Origin of the sequence: Paenibacillus sp. yr247 (assembly GCF_900103825.1) — a bacterium.
Classification (GTDB): domain Bacteria; phylum Bacillota; class Bacilli; order Paenibacillales; family NBRC-103111; genus Paenibacillus_E.
The window spans coordinates 23,902-46,759 of record NZ_FNIF01000014.1 but is presented as its reverse complement, the minus strand read 5'-3'; the positions used below and the strand labels follow the sequence as shown (position 1 = coordinate 46,759).

Annotated in this window: 18 protein-coding genes and 2 pseudogenes; all 20 read left to right on the top strand. The window is 47.7% G+C overall.

Going from position 1 to position 22,858, the window contains the following annotated elements:
* Positions 1–13: 13 nt before the first annotated feature.
* The 20 genes and pseudogenes from BLT91_RS20120 to BLT91_RS20035 all read left to right on the top strand — a co-directional run bounded on the left by BLT91_RS20120 (position 14) and on the right by BLT91_RS20035 (position 22,852).
* Positions 14–532 (top strand): NUDIX domain-containing protein, encoded by a 519-nt coding sequence (locus BLT91_RS20120; protein ID WP_090824203.1) that lies wholly within the window; start codon positions 14–16, stop codon positions 530–532.
* A gap of 25 nt (positions 533–557) precedes the next feature.
* The gene (locus BLT91_RS20115) at positions 558–902 is read left to right on the top strand and encodes an HIT family protein (protein WP_090824201.1); all 345 of its coding nucleotides are present in this window, start codon (positions 558–560) and stop codon (positions 900–902) included.
* Between the two features lie 559 nt (positions 903–1,461).
* On the top strand, positions 1,462–2,565 hold the full coding sequence (gene tnpB / locus BLT91_RS20105) for an IS200/IS605 family element RNA-guided endonuclease TnpB (protein ID WP_090824197.1): 1,104 nt from the start codon (positions 1,462–1,464) through the stop codon (positions 2,563–2,565).
* A 146-nt stretch (positions 2,566–2,711) separates the two neighbouring features.
* Positions 2,712–3,095, top strand: coding sequence for a VOC family protein (locus BLT91_RS20100; protein ID WP_090824195.1), 384 nt, complete (start codon positions 2,712–2,714; stop codon positions 3,093–3,095).
* A gap of 81 nt (positions 3,096–3,176) precedes the next feature.
* Positions 3,177–3,353: a hypothetical protein gene (locus tag BLT91_RS31775; RefSeq protein WP_175532425.1), complete on the top strand. Its 177-nt coding sequence runs from the start codon at positions 3,177–3,179 to the stop codon at positions 3,351–3,353.
* Between the two features lie 210 nt (positions 3,354–3,563).
* On the top strand, positions 3,564–5,159 hold the full coding sequence (locus tag BLT91_RS20095) for a response regulator (RefSeq protein WP_090824192.1): 1,596 nt from the start codon (positions 3,564–3,566) through the stop codon (positions 5,157–5,159).
* A gap of 22 nt (positions 5,160–5,181) precedes the next feature.
* On the top strand, positions 5,182–6,960 hold the full coding sequence (locus BLT91_RS20090) for a cache domain-containing sensor histidine kinase (RefSeq protein ID WP_090824190.1): 1,779 nt from the start codon (positions 5,182–5,184) through the stop codon (positions 6,958–6,960).
* 202 nt (positions 6,961–7,162) lie between these two features.
* Positions 7,163–8,569, top strand: coding sequence for an ABC transporter substrate-binding protein (locus tag BLT91_RS20085; protein ID WP_090824188.1), 1,407 nt, complete (start codon positions 7,163–7,165; stop codon positions 8,567–8,569).
* A 137-nt stretch (positions 8,570–8,706) separates the two neighbouring features.
* A complete protein-coding gene (locus BLT91_RS20080; RefSeq protein ID WP_254777036.1) occupies positions 8,707–9,660 on the top strand; it encodes a carbohydrate ABC transporter permease in 954 nt (317 codons plus the stop codon).
* 15 nt (positions 9,661–9,675) lie between these two features.
* Positions 9,676–10,509 carry a carbohydrate ABC transporter permease gene (locus BLT91_RS20075; RefSeq protein WP_090824186.1) on the top strand — a complete coding sequence of 278 codons (834 nt, stop codon included), beginning with the start codon at positions 9,676–9,678 and terminating at the stop codon, positions 10,507–10,509.
* A gap of 18 nt (positions 10,510–10,527) precedes the next feature.
* Positions 10,528–11,490 (top strand): Gfo/Idh/MocA family protein, encoded by a 963-nt coding sequence (locus BLT91_RS20070; RefSeq protein ID WP_090824184.1) that lies wholly within the window; start codon positions 10,528–10,530, stop codon positions 11,488–11,490.
* 34 nt (positions 11,491–11,524) lie between these two features.
* Positions 11,525–12,394 carry a sugar phosphate isomerase/epimerase family protein gene (locus BLT91_RS20065; protein ID WP_090824182.1) on the top strand — a complete coding sequence of 290 codons (870 nt, stop codon included), beginning with the start codon at positions 11,525–11,527 and terminating at the stop codon, positions 12,392–12,394.
* Between the two features lie 24 nt (positions 12,395–12,418).
* Positions 12,419–14,788 (top strand): annotated as a pseudogene (locus BLT91_RS33015) (alpha-mannosidase); the annotation flags it as partial.
* A gap of 117 nt (positions 14,789–14,905) precedes the next feature.
* Positions 14,906–15,052 (top strand): annotated as a pseudogene (locus BLT91_RS30835) (esterase family protein); the annotation flags it as partial.
* A 25-nt stretch (positions 15,053–15,077) separates the two neighbouring features.
* Positions 15,078–15,860, top strand: coding sequence for an SDR family NAD(P)-dependent oxidoreductase (locus BLT91_RS20055; protein WP_090824180.1), 783 nt, complete (start codon positions 15,078–15,080; stop codon positions 15,858–15,860).
* 68 nt (positions 15,861–15,928) lie between these two features.
* Entirely contained in the window at positions 15,929–18,904 is a 2,976-nt protein-coding gene (locus tag BLT91_RS20050; RefSeq protein WP_090824178.1) for an extracellular solute-binding protein, read from the top strand.
* Positions 18,905–18,931: 27 nt separating this feature from the next.
* On the top strand, positions 18,932–19,888 hold the full coding sequence (locus BLT91_RS20045) for a carbohydrate ABC transporter permease (protein WP_090824176.1): 957 nt from the start codon (positions 18,932–18,934) through the stop codon (positions 19,886–19,888).
* A 14-nt stretch (positions 19,889–19,902) separates the two neighbouring features.
* Positions 19,903–20,769, top strand: a complete 867-nt coding sequence (locus tag BLT91_RS20040; RefSeq protein ID WP_090824174.1) for a carbohydrate ABC transporter permease — start codon at positions 19,903–19,905, stop codon at positions 20,767–20,769.
* A gap of 11 nt (positions 20,770–20,780) precedes the next feature.
* Positions 20,781–22,208, top strand: a complete 1,428-nt coding sequence (locus BLT91_RS30830; RefSeq protein WP_141225042.1) for an NHL repeat-containing protein — start codon at positions 20,781–20,783, stop codon at positions 22,206–22,208.
* Entirely contained in the window at positions 22,205–22,852 is a 648-nt protein-coding gene (locus tag BLT91_RS20035) for a YIP1 family protein (RefSeq protein WP_175532424.1), read from the top strand. The genes BLT91_RS30830 and BLT91_RS20035 overlap by 4 nt, the downstream gene beginning before the upstream one ends.
* Positions 22,853–22,858 lie beyond the last annotated feature (6 nt).

Here is a 22,858-nt window from a genome sequence, read left to right as displayed (position 1 = left end):
GGGCGATGGTGAGATGAACTATCATATCAGGGTAAGAGCGTGCGCACTTATTATCGAAAACGATGCTGTTCTCCTTGTTGAATTTGAGGACGAAAACGGACTACATTACAACCTTCCTGCTGGTGGAGTTGAGCGCGGAGAATCAGTAATTGAAGCGGTGAAACGAGAAGCGTGGGAAGAAGCTTCCGTAGATATTGAAGTAGGAAAGCTTGCGTTTGTTTCAGAGCATTCGCCGCACCTTATAACTAACTATGAAAGCAAATCACCGCATGGTTTGAGTTTGATGTTCGATTGCAAGATAAAAGAAGGTTCCCGACCGTCTTTGCCCAAGAAGCCAGACCTAAATCAGACTGGTGTCAGGTGGGTTCCATTATCTGAGCTAGACAGCGTTGTGCTATATCCAAACATAAAACAGCTCATAATTGAATACGCCAGGGATCGTAAGAAGAACATTGAATTAATAGAGGAATACAAACTCGCACACCAAATAACAGGGACGACGCTCAAACGTAATGATTTTCCTAAAGTTTAATTTGAACGAATTTGGAGGTAGACGCATGACAGAAGATTTCTACTGCGAAGAAGTGTTAAGCGGTAATACGGCAGTAAACAAAGTGGTTGAAACGGAAAACGTGCTTGCTTATCATCACACGCGCCCCTTCTACCCTGTTCATATTGTGGTCATACCGAAAAGACACATCGTATCATTGCTTGCGTTAGAAAAGATCGACAATGATCTCTTGTTGGAGTTGTTTGATGTAATAAAAAAAGTAGCGACAGATGTGATCGCAGAACATGGCGCATGTCGTGTACTGACTAACCTTGGCAAATATCAAGATTCTAAACATCTACATTGGCATGTAGCCTACGGAGAGCCAATTAGTCGAGAAGTTCTTAACTAAACGCCACGAAAATAAACTAGGATTGAAATTGATGTGAAGTAATGATTATCTGAAATTTTTTTTATATAGGGAAGGTTGAGCCATGAAATGGATAGTACTAGTTATAATTCTACTTCTTATCCTTCTTTTGGTGTATAAAATTACATTGAAAATTAGAGATAAGGTTGAGACTAATAAGATTGTTAAAATGTCTTTACATGGTAAAAAATCTTCAAGAATGAACAAGCAAACGTGTTCGTTTTGTCGTAAAAAGGACAAGAAACTATCATTCTATTCAGACGAACAGGGTAAAGTCGTTGGAGTTTGTATGGTATGTAAACCACAAGCTGAACGAAGAGCGTTAATGAGGTTGTGAATTTCGTATATAATTGATAAACAGTTTTCGCAAACTCGTGACTTCAGTCGTGAATAAGAAAACTTCGGATAGGGCGTGGCTTTTGCCACGTCAACTATCCGACACATGTTTAGGAAACGAGTACAAACAATAAACAATGCTTTAAAGCGAACATACGTGCTATAATGGATGTATATTCCAAAACGAAAGGAGGCCGTTTTCACCATGCTACATCACAAAGCTTACAAATTCCGCATTTACCCCACGCCAGAACAAGCAACACTCATTAACAAGACGATAGGATGCAGTCGCTTTGTGTTTAATCGTTTTCTTGCCCAATGGAACGACACATACAAAGAAACAGGTAAAGGTTTAAGTTATGGAGCATGCTCTGCTGAACTCACACAACTAAAGCAAGAAATAGACTGGTTGAACGAACCGGACAAATTTTCACTACAAAATGCACTGAGGAATTTAAGTGATGCTTACAATCGCTTTTTCAAAAAACAAAACGATGCGCCTACGTTTAAGAGCAAGAAGAATCCTGTACAGTCTTACCAAACAAACTACACAAATGGAAACATGGCAATTATAGATAATAAGATCAAGTTGCCTAAACTTGGACTTGTGAAGTTTACCAAAAGCCGTGAAGTCGAAGGGCGTATCCTGAACGCTACAATTAGACGCAATCCTTCAGGTAAATATTTTGTATCTGTACTTGTGGAAGTGGAAATCCATGAGTTGCCCAAAACAGGCAAAGAAGTTGGCATCGATGTGGGCTTGAAAGATTTTGCAATTTTATCCAGTGGAGACTTGTTTGGCAACCCTAAATTCTTTCGCATACTGGAAGAGAAACTGGCAAAGGCACAGCGTAAACTTTCACGTATGATGAAAGGCAGCTGCAATTGGAAGAAGCAGCGCATCAAAGTAGCGCGTATTCACGAGAAAATCACGAATGTTCGTACGGACTACTTGCAAAAGATTTCAACGCATATTGTCAAAAAACACGACATCATTGTGGTTGAAGACTTGCAAGTATCCAATATGATGAAAAATCACAAATTAGCCAAGGCAATTAGCGAGGTCTCCTGGTCGATGTTTCGCTCCATGCTAGAGTACAAAGCGAAGTGGTATGGTCGCATAGTTGTGGCTGTGGGTAAAACATTCGCATCTTCGCAGCTATGCTCCTGCTGTGGTTATAAGCACAAAGACGTTAAAAACCTAAAGTTGCGCGAATGGGACTGTCCCAATTGTGGAGCGCATCATGATAGAGACTTCAATGCAAGTCTAAATATTCTTGCCGAAGGTAAAAGACTGCTTAACGTGTAAACTGGCTGTTTAGCCTTTGCACAAACTGTCGGAACGACAGGGTTAGCTTGGTAAACTTCTCTTCGTTAGAAGGGACTACCCAAGAATCTCGTGACTTTAGTCATGAGAGGTTCAAGAAAATACTATTTTAACAGGAGCTAAAAAATATGATCGAGTTTGAACGTATACATCATGTAAGTCTAGCTGTAAGAGACTTAGACAAAGCTAAGAAATTCTATTCAGAAGTCCTTAATTTCCAAGAAATTGAACGTCCACCATTTAAATCTAAAGGCGTATGGTATGCTATTGGTGATCAGCAGCTTCATTTACTCGAACATCCAAAAGGTGAGACACTACGTTCAAGTGGAATTGATTCTGTTGATGGACATTTTGCTATTTGGGTTAAAAGCTACAAAAACACAGTACAATGGTTAGAGGAAGCAGATATCCCGTACGAAGGTAGACCACAAAGTGTTGCTGGATTTGCACAAATATATATTCTTGATGAAGATAACAATATAATTGAATTTGATGCTGCTTACGACTCATAAAGATTTACCTTTGTATTGCAAGTTTTAAGGGCTTTTCAAAGTGGATATACTAATACTTATCAATGTAAGGAGATGATTTTATTGAATGATTATAAACTAACCGAATCTGATATTGAGTTTATTATAAACGCAATTGATACTTCAAAAGAAGCCTTAATGACTGTGTACACTAAGGATTGGTTAGAAACTAAAATAGATGAAATTAAAAATAAACTGGAGTTACAACTAAAAGAACTTGAGAACTTAGATAAAATATAAATTTCAAAAGGCGCTGAAAAGCGTCTTTTTGTTATGTATAATTTGATTCTTACGTACGTAAAGTATAGTTTATCTCAAGATAGCAGTTTAGACGGTATTCAAGATTTCTGTTTCTTTTCAAATCCAGTATTATGTTATTATAAAGTATGGTAGAAGACAAGATATGCATATTGGATTAAACTCTTATGATCAAAAAAGAGGAGAGTGCTTATGTATTCTTTATTGATCGTTGACGATGAAAGATGGGTTCGTCAAGGTTTACGTTCAACCATAGATTGGGAAGCGGAAGGTATCGAAGTGCTTGGTGAAGCGGAGGATGGAGAAGAGGCTTTAAAATTAATTCAAGTCCAGACTCCGGATATTATCATCACGGATATCAAAATGCCGCGAATGGACGGTCTTACTTTGATTGAAACAGTCAAGAATCGCAATCTGCCGTCGAAGATAATTATTATTAGCGGATACAGTGATTTCAGTTCCGCCCAGATGGCCTTGAGATACGGGGCGTCCGACTACGTGCTTAAACCAATTGAAGAAACGCAGATGCTGGACGTTGTGCGTAAATGCGTCTCACAAATCAAGCACGAGAATGAAGATCATCGTCAATTTGTTCGGATGTCAGAACGAATTCGAGAAAGCTTACCTCTGGCCAGACAGAGGTATCTTGAAACGCTCCTAATGAATGAAAGCGCTTCAAATCATTACTTGAGAACTCTTTGGGATCGGCTTAACATCCAATTGGATCCCAATCGGCTGAAAGTGATATGTGTAAAAGTGTATGATTGGGGGCCGCATTCAAATAATCCGAAGGAGCACTATTTGCTTCGTTATGCCATAGGCAATATAGCTAAAGGAATTGGAAAAGCAGAGGAGAAGACGATAACATGCCCTTTGGACTATCATGAAGATACGGATCTCGTCATCTTACAGTCCCCATTCAATGAGGGTGACTGCGAGAGCGAGCAAGAATCCCTCGTTGAGGTTTGCCGACGGTGCTTGGGGATCGGGATCAATGTCGGGATAAGCAAATTGAGCGAGATCGCCAACCTTCATGCATCTTTCCAAGAAGCTGTTCACGCTGGCGCTTACGCATTTTATGACGGTTACGGGAGGGTTTACGAAGCAGAGCGATTGGAGCAGCCTCAATCTTTGCAGGTTCAGGAATATACGGGGCCTAACGGTTGGGATAACCGGTTCGTGCATGTGGTGAAATTGGGCGATGATACGGCGCTTAGTGAATTGATTGACGAGCTGATTGCTCATTTACAAACGTGTCGACAGAAATATCCTCCTCATCAGTTACGAAACGGATTGGCAACTCTGCTTTATGAAGTTGAAAAGAAGCTGGAGTCAAGTCACCCCTCAGAGCAATACTCCAGCAGAAAAAGACTCTTTATTCCTTACTGTACTTTGTCAGAAATGAAAGACGAACTGTTGATGGTTGTCCGCCAATATCAACATGTCCACAACGCCTGTGGAAATCGAAAAAGGTCCATCGAACTGGCAATCCAGTATTTGGAAGTGCATTATACGGAACCGATTACCATGAATCGGGTTGCCAGTCATCTATTTTTGAATCCATCTTATTTCAGTAAAATATTCCATGAGAAAACAGGCGAAACTTTCAGCAAATATTTAATTCGCCTCAGGATGGAAAAGGCCAAGAACCTTCTTAAAGTTTCGACGCTTAAAATATACGAGGTCGCCGAGCAGGTAGGTTACCAGGATTTCCGGCATTTTGTCAAGCTGTTCAAGGACCAGGAGGGGATGACCCCTGCCCAGTACAGGGATTTGGGCGAACTGTAACCTGACCGAGGGGGAGCCGGTTTTGAATCTTCATGCGCATTTAAAATGGCGTTCAGTAGGCTACAAATTGTTTATTCTTTTTTTTGTCAGCATGTCCATGTCCATTATGATCATGGGTTATCTGTCCTATCATAAAGCTAATGACATTATAAGTTCCAAAGTATCGCAGGTTGCTTTGCAAACCGTGCAGCAGGCTAACAGACGTCTCGAATTGTTATTGAACGAGTATGCTAACCGGTCTCTAATTGTTTTCGGTAACAGGGAAATCCAGAAGGGCATTCTCGGAGAATATCAGGAAAGCTATGATCGAAGTCACAACAATCAGCAAATCGCCAATTTTTTGTCCAATTTGGTTAACGTGAAAAACGACACTCTGAATATTTATATTCTTGGTGAAGGCAGCGCTTCCTTTCGGTTGTCAAGCAATGGCTTTGCGGAGCTTCCAATGGTTAGTAAAGACGATCAAGCTCAAGAATGGTACAAGCAAATTATAGCTGCTGACGGTCAGGTGGTATGGTACGGAATTCGTCCGACATTTATAAAACAAAAAAACAACGAAGACGATAAACCGGTTTTTGTGCTCGGTAGGGCGCTCAAAAATTTCGACCATATCAATCAGAACATAGGTGTGCTCATCATGGAGTTTAATCCAGAACCGATACAGAATTTTATGTCCGAGGTCGATTTTCAAGCGCAAGGCACTACGTTTATCGTTGATCAAAACAACACGGTTGTAGCCGATTCGAATGATTCCCGTCTCATGCAGCCTTCCGGGCTGAATCTTCCTTCTATACGAAGTGGGTTTTTAACCAACGTGGTGGATGGCAAAGAAATGATGGTTGTCTTCGATCAATCGAAGATAACCGATTGGAAGTTTGTCGGAATGGCACCGATCCAAAACCTGGTTAGCGATTCGAGAGAAATCGGTTACTATACCGTCTATCTTGTCATTGGATTTAGCATTGTGGCCATCGCGCTTGCCTTAATGTTTGCCAAGCAAATGCACAAGCCTGTACGGATGCTGTTTTGGTCCATGCGCAGAGCGAGAGAAGGCGACTTCGACGTACAAATTACGGATGTACGAAGCGACGAATTTGGCATGTTATTTCACAGTTTTAATACGATGGTCACGAGAATCAAAAATTTAATTGATGAAGTGTACATTCAGAAGCTATTAAAAAAAGAAACGCAATTAAAGATGATGGCGTCTCAAATTAACGCCCATTTTTTATACAATACGCTGGATTCGATTCACTGGATTTCCCGCATCTATAAAGTTGATGAGATTAGTACGATGATCTTCGGTTTGTCCAAATATCTCCGGATCAGTTTAAGTGAGGGAAACGATTTTGTTACCGTAAAGGAAAGCGCCGAATTGCTGGAAAGTTATTTGTCCATACAAAAGGTGAGGTATCAGGACAAATTCATGGTCAATATGAATATGGATCCTAAGATTCTGCACTACCGGGTATTGAAGTTCGTCTTTCAGCCGCTGGTGGAGAACGCGATATATCACGGTTTGGAAAATAAACGGGGGAGCGGCAGGTTGGACATAAGTTGGAGAATGGAAGGCCAAATTCTTTATTTCGAAGTTGAGGACGACGGCATCGGGATCGAATCCGAAAAATTGGCGGAGCTGACGGAAGTGCTGGAAAGCGACGAGGTAGTCGGGGAACATAATTTTGCGCTGAGAAATATTAATACACAAATCAAATTAGCTTATGGCAAGGAGTACGGGCTATTCATAGACAGCACTCTTGGTGTTGGTACTAAAGTCACGTTGGTCATTCCATTAAGATAACGAAATTACACACCTTTCTTTGGTTAGATGGTTGCTCGTCTTCCTATTACCAAATAAAAGAGGTGTGTTTTTGCCGTCATCAGATAAACACACAAAAATAACACACTAAAAACAAAAGTCCCCTCGTTTCGGGACATACATGAAAACGCATACAATTAAGGTGTGCTCGGAAGCGAGTATAAGACAAAGAGGAGGTTAAAAAATGAACAATGAAAAGGTACAAGCAAGTACGAGGGGTAAAAAGTTAGTAACATTGCCTTTAGCGGCAACCTTGGCGTTGGCTTTGACGATCACCGGCTGCAGCAGCTCGACGAACACGGCATCTACTGGCGGCGATAGTAAAGCAACGGATGCGAAAGCTACAGATACCAAAACTGCAGATACCAAAAGCTCGGGCGCACCTGTTACCATTGATTTCTGGTTCCCATGGGGCGGAGATTACCAAAAAGATTTCAAAGCGAATGTTGTCGATGTATTCGAAAAGCAGCATCCAAACATTAAAGTGAAAATGACATTCGTTGAAACTACGGGCCAGACACAAGCTTCCGATAAATTGTTGACCGCCATCGCAGGCGGTAATCCCCCAGATGTTGCCTTGTTCGATCGCTTCTTGATCGGTTCTTGGGCGGCGAAAGGCTCCCTGACGGATTTGACGGCTTATGTAAAGGGCAGCGGTATTAAAGCGGAAGATTATTATAAAGGACTTTGGGCAGAAGCTGTTTATAAAGATAAAGTGTACGCATTGCCTTGGGGAACTGACACCCGGGCCATGTATTACAACAAGACATTAATGAAAGAAGCAGGGCTTGATCCGAACAAACCGCCGCAAACTCTTCAAGAGCTGGATCAAATGGCCGAGAAAGTTTTCAAGAAAGGCAGCAACGGCAAATACTCGCAAATTGGGTTCATACCTTGGATGAATCAAGGCTTCTTCTATACGCAAGCATGGAACTGGGGCGGCAAATGGGAGGATGGCACCCATAACTTGACTCCTAACGACCCGCAGAACGTGAAAGCACTCGCATGGATGGCCGACTATGCGAAAAAGTATGATATCGGCAACTTGACAAGCTTCTCCGACGCCATGGGACAAACGGGTATGAATCCATTCTGGACGGGAAAAGTCGGCTTCGTGTTCGACGGCAACTGGATTCTGAACGATTTGGCGAAATACAAGCCTACCTTTGAATGGGGTGTAGCTCCGATGCCGGCGGCTGAAGGCGCTAAACCGGTGACATGGGCCGGCGGTTGGTCGTATGTCGTTCCGAAGGGCTCCAAGCATGAGAAAGAAGCATGGGAATTCGTTAACTTCGTAGCGCATAAGGAAGGTACACTTCTTTGGGCGAAGCGACAAAATGCCGGTAACGATATTACAGCTATGCCGTCAGTTAACGACCAATTGAAATTGTCCGACATTCCGAATCTGAAAGTTTTCCTTGATGGAATGCCGACAGCCTTCACTAGACCTGTTTCTCCGGCAGGCGCCTTCCTCTGGAACGAAACGATGCGCGTACAAGATTTGGCGATTCATGGTAAAGGGGACGCACAGGCGCTTCTCGATGAAGTGAAAAAGAATGTAGATGCGGAATTGGCTAAGCAAAGCAAATAATTCCTATAACTAGCATTAAAGTAAAAATAAGGAGGGTAGGGCGAACGCTGAGCCCTCCCTCTTTTACCGCATCATCTTCAAAAGATCTCGAAAGAGGTTTATCTCACAGAATAGACGTGCAAAAGGAGGTAATAGAATTGTCTGCGATCGAAACTCCCGCAAAAAAAATGACAGTTTTAGTTGATGTCGCCAAGAAAAGGAAAACCCGGTTCGAGAAAAAGCTCAGCCTGTTCGGTCTGATCTTCGCGTTACCATGGATTGTCGGTTTGCTTCTTTTTCACGCCTTTCCGTTATTCATGTCAGCTTACTATAGTTTAACCTCCTACAGCATCCTGGAGCCGGGGAAGTTCGTAGGATTCAATAACTACTCGGCACTTTTTCAAGATAAGGTCTTCTGGGTCAGTATTTATAATACCTTGTACTATACGGTGATTTTTGTCCCGCTGAGCATAGTGATAGGTGTAGGACTAGCCCTCCTTCTGAATTTGAAAATTCGCGGTCAAGGCTTTTACAGAACTTTATTTTTTATCCCCAGTTTGGTGCCGCCTGTAGCGACGACGATCATTTGGCTCTGGCTGTTAAACCCGCAATTCGGGCTTGTGAACTATTGGCTGGATCAGATCGGCATCTCCGGACCGCCATGGATTGGAAGTGAAGCTTGGTCTAAGCCATCCTTAATTCTAATGAGCTTGTGGGGGACAGGGCAAGCGGTCGTTATTTATTTAGCGGGTCTGCAGGATATCCCCCAAGATTACTATGATGCCGCCCAAGTGGATGGAGCTAACGCATGGCAGCGGACGAAGACCATTACGTTGCCCCTGTTAACGCCAGTCATCTTTTTCAACTTGATTATTGGCACCATCGGCGCTCTGCAAAATTTCGTTCTGCCTTACACACTCACGAACGGACAGGGTACACCAGCCAATTCAATGATGTTTTACGTGATGTATTTATACACGAACGGTTTCGGCTATTTAAAGATGGGATATGCTTCTGCCATGGCCTGGATTCTTTTCTTAATCGTGGTCATTTTAACGGCGTTAATCTTTGTCTCTCAGAAACGCTGGGTCCATTATCAAGGAAAAGAATAGGGAGGGGGAATCGTCATGGGAAGCACAAGACTTGGAAGTTTTCAAAAAGTATTTGCTCATTTCTCTTTAATTGTGGTTGGCGCCTTTTTCCTGTCGCCGTTTCTATGGATGGTTTCCACTTCACTCAAGGCGAACAGCGAATTGTTTCTTTGGCCGCCTGTGTGGATTCCAAGCGTTATGGAATGGAGCAATTATCCTAAAGCGATTGACTATATTCCTTTTTTTAAATATTTGTCGAATACGGTTACGATTGCAGGTCTGGCGACTGTGGCGGTTTTATTATCCTGCCCACTTGTCGCTTATAGCTTAGCCAGAATTCCATGGAAGGGTGCTAAGCCGCTTTTTGCGATTACGCTCATTGTCATGATGCTGCCTTACCAGGTAACCATGATTCCTATTTTTATCGCATTCAAAAACTTCGGCTGGGTAGGGACTAATATCCCTTTGTGGCTGCCGGCCTTTTTCGGCGCTCCGTTCTTCATCTTCCTCCTCCGGCAGTTTTTCATGGGCTTGCCCAAAGAGCTTGAAGACGCAGCCCGGATTGACGGAGCTTCCGAACTTCGCATTTATTGGCAAATCATGCTTCCGCTATGCCGTCCCGCTTTATTGACGATTGCTTTATTCCAGTTCATGGGCAGCTGGACGGACTATCAGGGACCGTTGATTTACTTGTCGGATGAGAACCAATATACGCTGATGCTCGGCATGCAGGCTTTCAAGTCCCAACACGGGGCCGAATGGCAGATGATGATGGCTACGCTGGTCATGATTACGCTTCCGATTATCCTTCTGTATTTCTTCGTTCAAAAGGCGTTTATCCGAGGAATTACTTTCTCAGGAATTAAATAAATCAGGAGGTGCAGCAGCATGAGCACAATTCGTGTAGGTATGATCGGAACAGGCGGCATTTCCCAATGGCATGCCCGCCAATTGCTGGAATTGAAAGAGGTAGAAATAAAGGCGATTACGGACACGAGCTCCGAAAACCGGGAGAAATTCGCCACCAAGTTCAGCCTTACCGGTGTAAAGCAGTTTTCGGAGTATCAGGCCATGCTGGAGCAGGTGGAATTGGACGCCGTCGTCATTTGCTCTCCGCATACTCTGCATTTCCAGCAAGCGACCGATGTGCTGAATAAAGGGCTGCATGTGTTAATTGAGAAGCCGATGACCTGTTCGTCGGAGGAAGCTGAGCAATTGATCGCTACCGCGGAAAAGGCGGGAAAAGTGCTGCAGGTGTCGTATCAGCGCCATTTTCAGCCGGAGTTCCTGTTCATACGTGACGCTATTGCAAACGGAGAAATCGGCAAGCTGACTTCGATAACTGCTTCCCTGTACCAGGAATGGAAGCAGGGAACAACCGGCTTGTGGCGACAAGTGCCGGAGCTTTCGGGAGGCGGCATGCTGATGGATTCCGGCAGCCACATCATCGACGTGCTGCTCTGGACGACGGGCCTTACTCCGGTTGAAGTTAAGCCGAGTCTGCATTTGCAGGGAGCTCCGGTGGAGATCGACTCCTTTACTTCGATCCGCTTCGCCGAAGGCGCTGTAGCAGGACTCAACGTTGTCGGCTACGCACCATGCTGGCATGAGACCTACGTATTCTGCGGCGAAGAAGGCGGTATTTTCTACGACAACGGCAAAATTACGATCCGACGCCTGGGCGAGGAGCCTGTCGTTCCAGAGCTGCCGAAGCAAACGACGAATCAGGATAAAAGCTTTATCGACGCGATTCTCGGACGCCATGAAGTCAAGGTGCCGGGCTCCTTTGCTCTAAAAGTTGTGAAGTTCACTGAAATGATCTATCAAGCAGCTGGATATAAACCTTATTGAATAGAAGAATGACCCAACAAAAGGAGAGACTAATATGAACGTACAAATCGGAATGCGCATTCCGCCAAAGATCGGCGCTGAAGGAATGGAAAAAGTAGCCGCATGGGCCGTTAGTGCAGGCCTGGACGTGCTTGACGTCCCAAAACTGAATCCGGAAGTCTTGCAAATTTGCGAAAAAGCGGGAATCGGCATAGGCTCCGTCGATGCCGCACAGACTGCCGCATTGTTGAGTAAAAATGAAGCCCGACGGGAGACAGCGGCGGAAGCGGTCAAGCAGCAGATGACCGACATGGCTGCGCTCGGTGCAAGGGTGATGTTCATGTGTCTTGTGCCTGAGGATCATACGACTCCTCGCCAAGAGAGCTTCGCCATCTGGAAGGACACCTTCCCAGAGCTTGTTCGTCACGCCGAACGCCAAGGGGTCTACATCGCCATCGAGGGCTGGCCGGGACCGGCTCCACACTATCCGACGATCGGATGTACACCGGAAATGTGGAGCGCCATGTTTGAGGCGATCCCTTCCAAGCATTTTGGCCTCAATTACGATCCTTCCCATATGGTGCGCCTCGGAATCGACTATTTAAGAGCTTTGACACAATTCGGCGAGCGTATCAACCACTGCCACGGGAAAGATACGGAGATTCTGCATGATGAGTTGTATGAATGCGGCATTCTACCAGCGACTTTCGGCGCGAAATACGGATTTTCTGAAGGCTCGTGGCGGTATACGATTCCCGGACACGGCGCGGTGGAATGGAGTAAAGTCGCTGTGAGACTTGACCGTCTGGACTATCAAGGCGCAGTCAGTATCGAGCTCGAGGATCACCGGTTCTGGGGAACGCTGGAGAAGGAACGGGAAGGGATCGTCAAGGCAGCGGAGCATTTGGCTATGTATTTCAAATAACCAACGGATTTACAGAAGGTGGAGATGAACATGTCGCAAGAGACCCGCATCCATATGATCGGCAATGCACATTTGGACCCGGTATGGCTATGGCAGTGGCAGGAGGGATATGCGGAAATCAAGGCGACGTTCCGCTCTGCGCTGGACCGGTTGAAGGAATTTCCCAATTTTATTTTTACGTGCGCCGGCGCTGCTTACTATAAGTGGGTAGAAGAGAACGCTCCGGAAATGTTTATCGAGATTCAGCAGAGGGTTGAGGAAGGAAGATGGGTTGTAGTCGGGGGCTGGTGGATCCAGCCCGACTGCAACATCCCCTCGGGGGAGTCATTCGCGCGCCATAGCCTTTATTCCCAACGTTACTACTTGGAGAAATTCGGCATCATGGCTAAAGTCGGCTATAATGTCGATTCGTTCGGGCACCATGGCATGATACCACAATTATTAAAGAAAAGCGGTATGGATTTCTATGTATTTATGCGGCCCGGAGAGCATGAAAAGCAGATGGACAGCGACTTGTTCTGGTGGGAAAGCGGCGACGGCAGCCGCGTTATGACCTTCCGAATCCCTTACAGCTACGGCAACTGGTGGAAGGACGGCGATCCTGTTGAACAAAAGACGCGCGCCGTGGCAGCTTTAGCTGAGCAGCATGAATGCAGTTATATGAATTTTTACGGCGTCGGCAACCACGGGGGCGGACCTACGATCGCGAACCTGCAGACGATTCATCGTCTTCAGGAAGAGCTTGGTGCGGATAAGATCGTCTTAAGCTCACCCAATCGCTATTTTTCGGAAATAAGCGCTTTGCACAGCGAATCCATACCGATTCACAGGGACGATCTTCAGCACCATGCGAGCGGATGTTACTCCACCCATGCCGAAACGAAAGCGAACAATCGCCGTGCCGAACACCGCTTGCTTACTGCGGAGAAATTCGTAACGATGGCCCATCACATGCTTACGCTGCCATACCCGGGTGAGAAGCTGCAGCACGGCTGGGAAAATGTCATGTTCAACCATTTCCACGATATTATGGGAGGTTGCAGCATTAAGGAGGCTTATCAGGACGCCCGCGAGGCTTATGGCGAATCCCTTCATATTGCTTCGGTCACGCTGAACGCAGCGGTGCAAAAAATATCGTGGTCCATCAATACGATGCGGGAAGGCGTCGCCTCGTTAAGCAAGGACAAGGATTGGGTGCTTTGGGAGCAGGAGGACAAGGGAATTCCTCTCGTCGTTTTCAATCCGCTCTCCTGGGACATCAAGGCGCCTATTCAAGTCAACAAGAACGTGCGAGGCATCACGGACGATCAGGGAACTCCGGTATGCGTGCAAACGGTGAGGGGCTCCAGAACGAATGGCTCCGCCGATAAGTGGGACACTTTGTTTATGGGCGAAATTCCCGCTTTCGGGTACCGCGTCTACTGGATGTATCGGGACAAACCGCAGGAAGCGGAGGCATCTCATTTAGCTCTGCAAACAGAAGAGAACGTGCTGGAAAACGATTACGTCCGACTGGAGCTTGAGCCGCATACCGGGTATATCAAACGGTTGATCGATAAGAGGCAGGGGCAAGACGTGCTCAAAGGCAGAGGCGCCGTGCCGGTCGTCATCGACGAGCACGATAGTGACACATGGAGTCATGGCATTTTTAAGTTCCGGAACGAAATCGGCAAATTTGCGGATGCTGAGATTCGCCTGTTGGAAAAAGGACCTCTGCGCGCCAGAATTCGAGTGACGAGCCGTTACAACCGCTCGGTGCTGCGGCAAGATTTTATTCTATATCAGGACCGCCCCGAGATTGAAGTTAAAGTAAAGTTAGATTGGCGCGAAGAGCACAAAATGCTCAAGCTTTCTTTTCCAGTAAACGTAGAGCAAATGAAAGCAACGTACGAAATTCCGTACGGACATATCGAGCGTCCCGCGAATGGGGAAGAAGAACCGGGGCAGCAGTGGATCGACGTCACAGGCCTAACGGAAGGAACAGCGGATCAAACTTACGGGTTGGCTTTAGTGAACGACAGCAAATACAGCTTCGATGTATTCGAGAATGAGATTAGGATGACGGTCGTTCGCAGTCCCATCTTTGCGGATCACTTTGGCGTCAGGGACGAATGGTGCGAATTTATGGATCAAGGCGTCCAGGAATTCAATTATGGATTGGTTCCCCACGCCGGCAGTTGGCAGGATGCCCAGGTTGTAAAAAAAGCCTACGAATTAAATGTCCCGCCAGTCTCTATCGTGGAGACGTATCATCGCGGTGTGCTGCCGCAAAGTTTCGCAGGGATTCGAGTCTCCTCGGAGCAAATTGTCGTCACGGCATTCAAAAAAGCGGAGGACGGACAGGACTATATCCTACGCTGCTACGAAACCTCGGGCAAAGAAGCATTAGCAACGATAGAAATTCCTATGCTCGAACGGAAATGGAGTGCGCGATTCGGGAAATGCGAGATCAAGACATTCCGTATTCCGCTCTCAGCCGAGCAAGAGGTTCAAGAAAATAATTTGATCGAACTCTGAGAAGATAATCAAATCTTCCGCGAGGCTTGCAAGAGCACAGGCTTTGAGCTTACGTATGACGAAGGACCCGACTCCCACGATTGGGCATACTGGGACGCAAAAATTCAGGGCGTCCTGGCGTGGCTGCCGAATAAACAATGAATAATCTTAGGGTGAGGTGACTACATTGTCAACGATAAATTTGATAGGCAAAAACGCTCTAGTAACGGGTTCCAGCAGGGGCCTCGGCAAGCAGTACGCTTTGGATTTGGCGCGTTCGGGAGCCAATGTCATCATACACGATGTCAATAACGAGGCGGCGGCACAATTCAATGAAGCGCCGTCGGGCAGCGACGTGGCCAAAGAAATTGCTCAGCTTGGCGTTAAGGCTACATTTATTCCCGGAGACGTATCCGACCCGGCGCAAGTGAAAGATCTCATCGAGCAGTCCATCCGGGCGTTCGGTTCACTTGATATTTTGGTCAACAACGCCGGAGGAGATATCGGATTTAGAACGCCTCGCCCGAATCCGAACGACTGCCTAGATATTTCAGTGGAAGACATTCGAGCGGTCGTAGAACGCAATTTGCTGTCAACCATGTATGCCTGTAAATTTGCCGGGCTTCATATGCGGGAGCGGCGCTCCGGAAAAATCGTGAACGTGGGTTCGCTTGCCGCACATGTCCCCGTCCGGGAGGGCATTATCTATGCTGCGGCGAAAATGGGGATTTCTCAATACACGCGCAGCTTAGCCGAACAACTGCGTCCGTATGACGTCAATGTCAACTGCATCTCGCCGACGGCGACCTATACGGCCCGCTTCCTCGCTACGCGGAGCGTGGAAAGCGAAGAACATCTCTCTCGTCTGCAGCGCATCGCGCAGCCGGAAGATATGTCGAACATCGTCTTATTTCTATGCGGACCGCAATCCGATGCATTAAGCGGCGAAACGATCGTTTGCTGGAAATAGCCGCCTCAGTTTAGTAATAATATGGAACGCCACCGCATGAAATCATGAAAGAGACGGGGTGAACATGATTGATTCACATTTTCCCCAGAGGCTCGATTTGGAAGAAAATAACGGGCGTCGCGCTGACGCTTATGTTGCTTAGCATGACGATCGGAAGCGCAATCCAGCATATGGAAGCCTCAGAGCGGCTTCGAGACCGCTATAGCAACCAAAGCAAGGCAACATCCGATCAATTTGATGTAGATTCCATTTTAAAACCGACTTATAGGCAAGTTGCCGGGCAATACAAGCAAACGGGTAACCGTCAAGACTCCGTAAAGGATCTCATATTTCCTGCCAATTCCTATTCGGCCTTTGGAGGTACGGCTCTTACTTCCCAAGTTGTAGGGGACAGATCCGAACCGACACTCGTTTGGGAGAAAGGCACGGACTGGATCGAATGGACCGTCGATGTTCCTGCAAGCGGCTTGTATAATCTGACCTTCGATTATTATCCGATGCCCGGCAAACGGCTGCCCATCGAACGGTCGCTGTCCATTGACGGCGACGCCCCTTTCCGTGAAGCTCAACGATTATACTTTTATCGAATTTGGGCGGACCAAGGGAAACCAACGCAGAATAACCAGGGTGATGACGTACGGCCGAGCCAAGTTGAGAAAGCGGCTTGGGTCAGCGCACCGCTGACGGACGGCAACGGATTGTACGCGGAGCCTTTTCAATTTTCATTAAGTGCAGGCAAGCATGTCATTCGCATGGGCTTTATACAGGAACCGGTTTCATTCGATCAAATCAGGCTTGCTCCGGCGTTGGAAACACCGGATTACGCCAAGGTTAAAAGTTCTTACGACGCTTCCGGGTTTAAGCCGGTCAGCAAGGTGGACATCAAGGTTCAGGCGGAGAACAATCCGGTCAAATCCGATCCCACCGTCCGCATGGAATCGAATGGCGATCCGTTGGTCGAGCCTGCGAGCGAGCTGAAATTCCGGCTGAACGTGTTCGGCGATTGGCGCTGGCGTAAAGGCGGACAATCCGCGGCCTGGAGCTTCACGGTTCCGGAGGACGGCCTTTACAAAATCGGCTTGAAAGTAGGCGAGTGGTGGGGAAACGGGCTTCCTTCCTATCGGCAAATCCAGATTGACGGTAAATCGCCTTTTAAGGAGTTGGAGCTGTATCCTTTTACTTATTCCCGTGATTGGCGCATCGAAACGCTCGGCAAAAGCGCGAACGAGCCGTATCTTGTGCATTTGACGAAAGGTGAGCACAAGCTGACGATGGTAGCGCAAATCGGACCGTTCCAGCCGATCGTCGAATCGCTGACTACGGACTCGAAGAAGCTTTCTGACATCATCCGCCGGATTATTATGGTAACCGGACCTACGCCCGATCCGAATTACGAATACGAGCTGGATAAGCGTATTCCGGGACTGCTGGAAGATATTCAGGCGTTAGCCGGCAATCTTGGCCTGCAGATCGACGCATTGCGCGCGATTTCTCAGGAAGATACGAGCATGGCGAACAGTCTGCTGATGATGAAAAACTTGTTTGATCGCATGGTCCTCAAACCGGATTCGATTCCGCGTCAGTTGGACGATTTAAACAACAGCTTGACAAATTTGGGCACCTGGTTGATCGATCTGCAAAATCAGCCGCTTGTCATGGATTATTTCCTGATCAGCGCTCCCGACGTGAAATGGCCCGGTGTCAAATCCAACATATGGGAAAAAATGGGCAGCACGTTGAAGAACTTTTTTACTTCGTTCCGCAAAGATTACACCGGTATCGGCAGCGTGTATAAGGGTGGATCCGGCGGAAAAGGAGACGATGACGTCCTTGACGTTTGGGTCGGTCGTGGCCGGGAATGGGCGGAAATCATGAAAGAAATGATTGAATCGGATTTCACGAAAAAGACGGGAATTCGGGTGAACATTAACACGCTTCCCGCCGGCCAATTAAACTCCGGCTCGGTCAACACGCTTCTTCTGGCCGCCAGTTCAGGCAAAGCACCGGATGTCGCTACCGGTGTCGGCGAACAGCTGCCGCTTGAGTTTGCAATTCGGGACGCGGCCGTGGATCTGTCGAAGCTGCCGGGCTATGACAGCGTAGAGAAGCAGTTTCTCTCCGGAGCCATGGTGCCTTTCCGGTACAACGAAGGCGTGTACGCCCTGCCGGAGACGCAGGACTTCAACATTTTGATCTATCGAAAAGACATCTTGAAAGAGCTCGGGCTGTCCGTCCCGCAGACGTGGGATCAAGTGGCTGAAATGATACCCGTGCTGCAGCAGAACGGCATGCAGTTTTATTACCCGCCGACCAATCCGCAGGACCGTTCGCCGCTCGGCTTTGCAACTTTTTTATACCAAAACAAAGGTGAATTTTATACGGCGGACGGCAAAAGCTCCGGACTGAATACTCCCGAAGCCTACAAAGCTTTTAAAGAATGGACGGAACTCTATACTAACTATAAGTTTCCCATCTATGCCGATCTGTTTAACCGGTTTAGGACGGGTGAAATGCCCATTGGCTTATCTGGCTATTGGACCTACGTCCTGCTGTCGACTGCAGCGCCTGAATTGGCGGGACGCTGGGGTATCGCCGCCGCACCCGGACACGCTCAGGCGAACGGAGAAATCGACCGTACTGCGGGAGGTCAGGTACAATCCGTCGTTATTTTTAAGCAGTCGAAGAAGCAGCAGCAAGCTTGGGAGTTTTTGAAGTGGTGGACCAGCAAGGATGTGCAAGCCCAGTTTGGCCGGGAGCTGGAAGCGCTGCTCGGCGTAGAAGCGCGCTGGAACACGGCCAACATGGAGGCGTTCTCACAGCTTCCGTGGCCGGAGGAAGATCTGAAGGCGCTAAGCGAAGGGTGGAAATATTTTAAGGAGCAGCCGTTCGTCCCCGGTGGTTATTTCACGACAAGGCATATTGCCAACGCGTGGAACCGGGTTGTGTTAAGCGGCGAGAACGTGAGGGAGTCGCTGGAGCAAGCAGTCAAAGACATCAACAAAGAACTTGAAGCGAAGCAAAAAGAATTCGGAGTTTCTCCCTAATATACCGCACGAGAGGAGGGATACGGTATGCTAAGCGGCATTCCTAATGTACAGACGGGGCGGCCGGCGCTGCAGCGCAGGGAACGAAGCATTCTGAAATTGTCGCCGCGCTGGAAAAAGGTGCTGACCGGTTACTTGTTCCTTAGCCCGTTCTTGGTTCTGTTCATTGTATTTACGGTCGTTCCGGTTCTTGATTCCATTCGGTTGAGCCTCACTTACTATAATATGCTTCAACCCGCCCGCTGGATCGGAATGACCAACTATAAGATCTTGTTCCTGGATGACGACATCTTTATCAAGGCGATTCAAAATACGTTCATTTTTTCCGTTGTTACTGGGCCAATCAGCTATTTGTTATCTTTCGTGCTCGCTTGGGTGATCAACCAGCTGCGCGGCCGATCGATATTCGCGTTCGCCTTCTATGTGCCTTCCATTACGAGTTCCATCGCGCTTTCGGTCGTATGGCTGTATATTTTCTCGGGTGACCGCTACGGAATGTTGAACCACTGGCTGCTGAATTGGGGTATCATCAGCGAGCCGGTGCTATGGGTAGACAATCCGAAGACGATCCTTCCAGTCGTTATCATCGTATCTCTCTGGATGAGTATGGGAACCGGATTTCTCGTCTTTCTGGCGGGTTTGCAGAACGTCCCTAAAGAGCTGTATGAGGCGGGAGCAATCGACGGAATCCGCAATAAGTTTCAGGAGCTTTGGTATATCACAGTTCCGTTCATGAAGCCGCAAATGCTGTTCGGGGCGGTCAACGCGATCGTGGCCTCGTTCGGCGTCTTCGATATCGCCGTCGCGATGGCCGGCATGCCGAGCCCGAACTATGCCGGTCACACGATCATCAGCCATCTTTACGATTATGCATTTATCCGCTTTGAGCTTGGCTATGCGTCCTCCATCGCCGTCGTGCTGTTTTTTGTAACCTTCGGCCTCGGACGGATCGCTATGAGACTGTTTTCGTCCAAAGAAGAGTGAGGGGGAGTGGGAGTATGCCGATCATTCGCGCCGGAAAGTTGACTGCGTCGTTGAAACGCGCCCTATTGTATGTGTTCATCATGGCGCTTGTCTCGTTCACCGCAATGCCGATTATATACATGGTTTCTACGGCATTCAAGCCGCTGGACGAGCTGTTTCTGTACCCGCCGCGGTTCTTCGTACACAAGCCGACGATGCGCAACTTCTTCGACCTGCTGACGGCGACGGATACCTCGATCGTACCTTTCACAAGGTACATCTTCAACAGCATATTCGTTTCTGCCACCATCGTCGTAGGGACGCTCGTGATCTGCTGCTTGGGTGCCTATGTATTGTCCAAATACCGTCTGCCCGGAGCAAACGCCTTATTCGCCGTCATTATTTCAGCGCTCATGTTCACACCCCAGGTGACGCAAATTCCGACCTATATGGTCATTTCCAACCTCGGGATGCTGGATACATATTGGTCGCTCGTACTGCCTAAGCTGGCGGTGGCATATAACATTTTTTTGATGAAGCAATTCATCGATCAAATCCCGGATGCGCTTCTTGAAGCCGCGCATATCGACGGGGCCTCGGAATGGCGAATCTTTTGGAGGGTGGTTATGCCCGTATGCCGTCCTGCTTGGGCCACACTGATCATTTTTGCATTCATCGCCAATTGGAACGATTATTTCACGCCGCTTGTGTTTACGACGAGCGAATCGATGAAGACGCTCCCGCTTGCCTTGCAGACGCTGGCCGGAGGGCCCGGCACCGTGGCCCGCTCCGGAGCGGTGGCCGCGGGTACGCTGCTCGTGACCTTGCCGCCGATCTTGATTTTCCTTGCATTTCAGAAAATGGTGATCAATACGATGGCGTACTCCGGCATTAAATCGTAGGAGGTGAGACGATGTTACGACGCGCCTCGGCATGTTTTTTTTGCCTCGTCTTTCTGCTGCTGCTTGTAGGTGAACCTGTCGGCGCTATGCCGCAAATATCCTATACACGCGATCCGCTTCATGATTACCGAGTGCCGATCCCGCTAGCGTATACGGTCGGAGAGGTTATCATGAATATCGGGCAGAAACCGTTTAATAAAGCGAGCGACTTGTTTATTGATTCGAAAGGACTTTTGTACGTGGCCGATACGGGCAACAACCGGATCGTAAAACTTGATCCGAATGGCCGCGTGCTTGGAATATTCGGGGAAGAGCAGGGGGTAAAGCTTAACGGACCTGAAGGCATCTTCGTCGATGAATTGGGCGATATGTTCGTCGCCGATACAGGAAACGGCAAGATCATCCACCTCGATCCGAAGGGCGCTAAAATTGAGGAGTTCGTTCGGCCGAAGACGTCACTCATGAAGGGGAACGCCAACTTTTCACCGAGCAAAGTGTTGATCGATAAGCGAGGATATTTGAATGTACTGGATCGCAATGACCCGAACGGTTTCATTATGATTGACGCCAACAATCAATTCCGCGGCTACATCGCGGCCAATCACGTTCCTTTCAGCTGGCAGCAGCTCCTTATCCGGCTCTTGGCGACACCGGAACAGAAAGAGCAGCTGAGCAAGGCGGTTCCGCCCCAGCATGCGAATTTGACGATGGATGAGGAAGGATACCTCTACTCTCCGACGGTACTCATCGATAAGGATCAAATCAAAAAATTAAACGCGCTGGGGATCAACATTTTTAAGAAAGACACGTTTTACGGGGAGAAGTCGATTGAATCCGGCTCGTTGGCGCTTCCTTATTTCGTCGACATCGCGGTGGATCAATACGGCATCATCAATGCATTGGACGCCACAACGCGAAAAATTTACCAGTACGACCAGGAAGGCAATCTGCTCGCCGTATTTGGCGGACACGGGAGTGTAAAGGGAACGTTCGAATATCCTTCAAGCATCGGGGTCGACCGGCAAGGGCGACTCTTCGTTTTAGACCGGGACCGCAATAACATTCAGGTATTCGAATCGACGCGCTTCTCGGAATTGATTCATCAGGCGAGCGCGCTATACTTCAACGGACGTTACGAAGAAGCGTTGAAGCCGTGGTATGAGGTGCTGCAGATCGATGAGAATTATCCGCTCGCACATCGCGGGGTGGCGAAGGCGCTTTATAAGCAGGAGCGATGGCAGGAATCGATGGCCGAATTTAAGTTGGCCGGGGACCAGGAGGGCTACTCCGACGCCTTTGGGCAGTACCGCAGACAATATATGAAGAACCACTTCGGTTGGATTTTGCTGATTCTCGCCTTGCTGTTGTATGTTCTTTATTTCATCTTCAAGAGGCTCCGCGGGTTGGCCCAAATGATCGTAAGGAGGTTAGGCTATTGAGCGGGAATACTTCTGTACTGGTGCGCGTCTGGCGGCCGCTCGAGATCGGCTTAGCCGTCTTGTTCCACCCGGCCGACGGATTTCGCGAGCTGCGCGGCTATCGAAGCTTCACTGCCGCATTCATCCTGCTGCTGCTTACGTTTGCCGTCCGGGTCGCATCCATCCTGATGACATCCTTCCACGTCGCCAGCCTGCAGCCCGAAGATGCAAATATGATGCTGGAAATCGCACGTATCATCCTGCCGCTTCTGTCTTGGGCGGTCAGCTGTTATTTGATCACATCGATTATGGACGGTGAAACCTTTTTCGGCAACGTCCTGCTCGCTGTAGCTTATTCCATGATCCCTTACATCGTATTTACTCTCCCGATCGCAGCGTTGACACTGGTGCTGACACGCGACGAAATGTATTTATACATTGTGCTGCAATGGATCGTCTGGCTGTGGGTCGGGGGATTATTGGTTATCAATCTTGGAGTAATGAACGACTATTCCCTGAAGAAAACGATCGGCGTCACGCTGTTGAGCCTGTTTACGCTCATTATCTTTTGGGCGACGATCGGCTTGATCTTTGCGCTGACCAACCACGTCGTCATGTTCGTGAAGGATGTTTATAACGAAGTGCTGTATTTACAGTTCAACTGAGGGGAG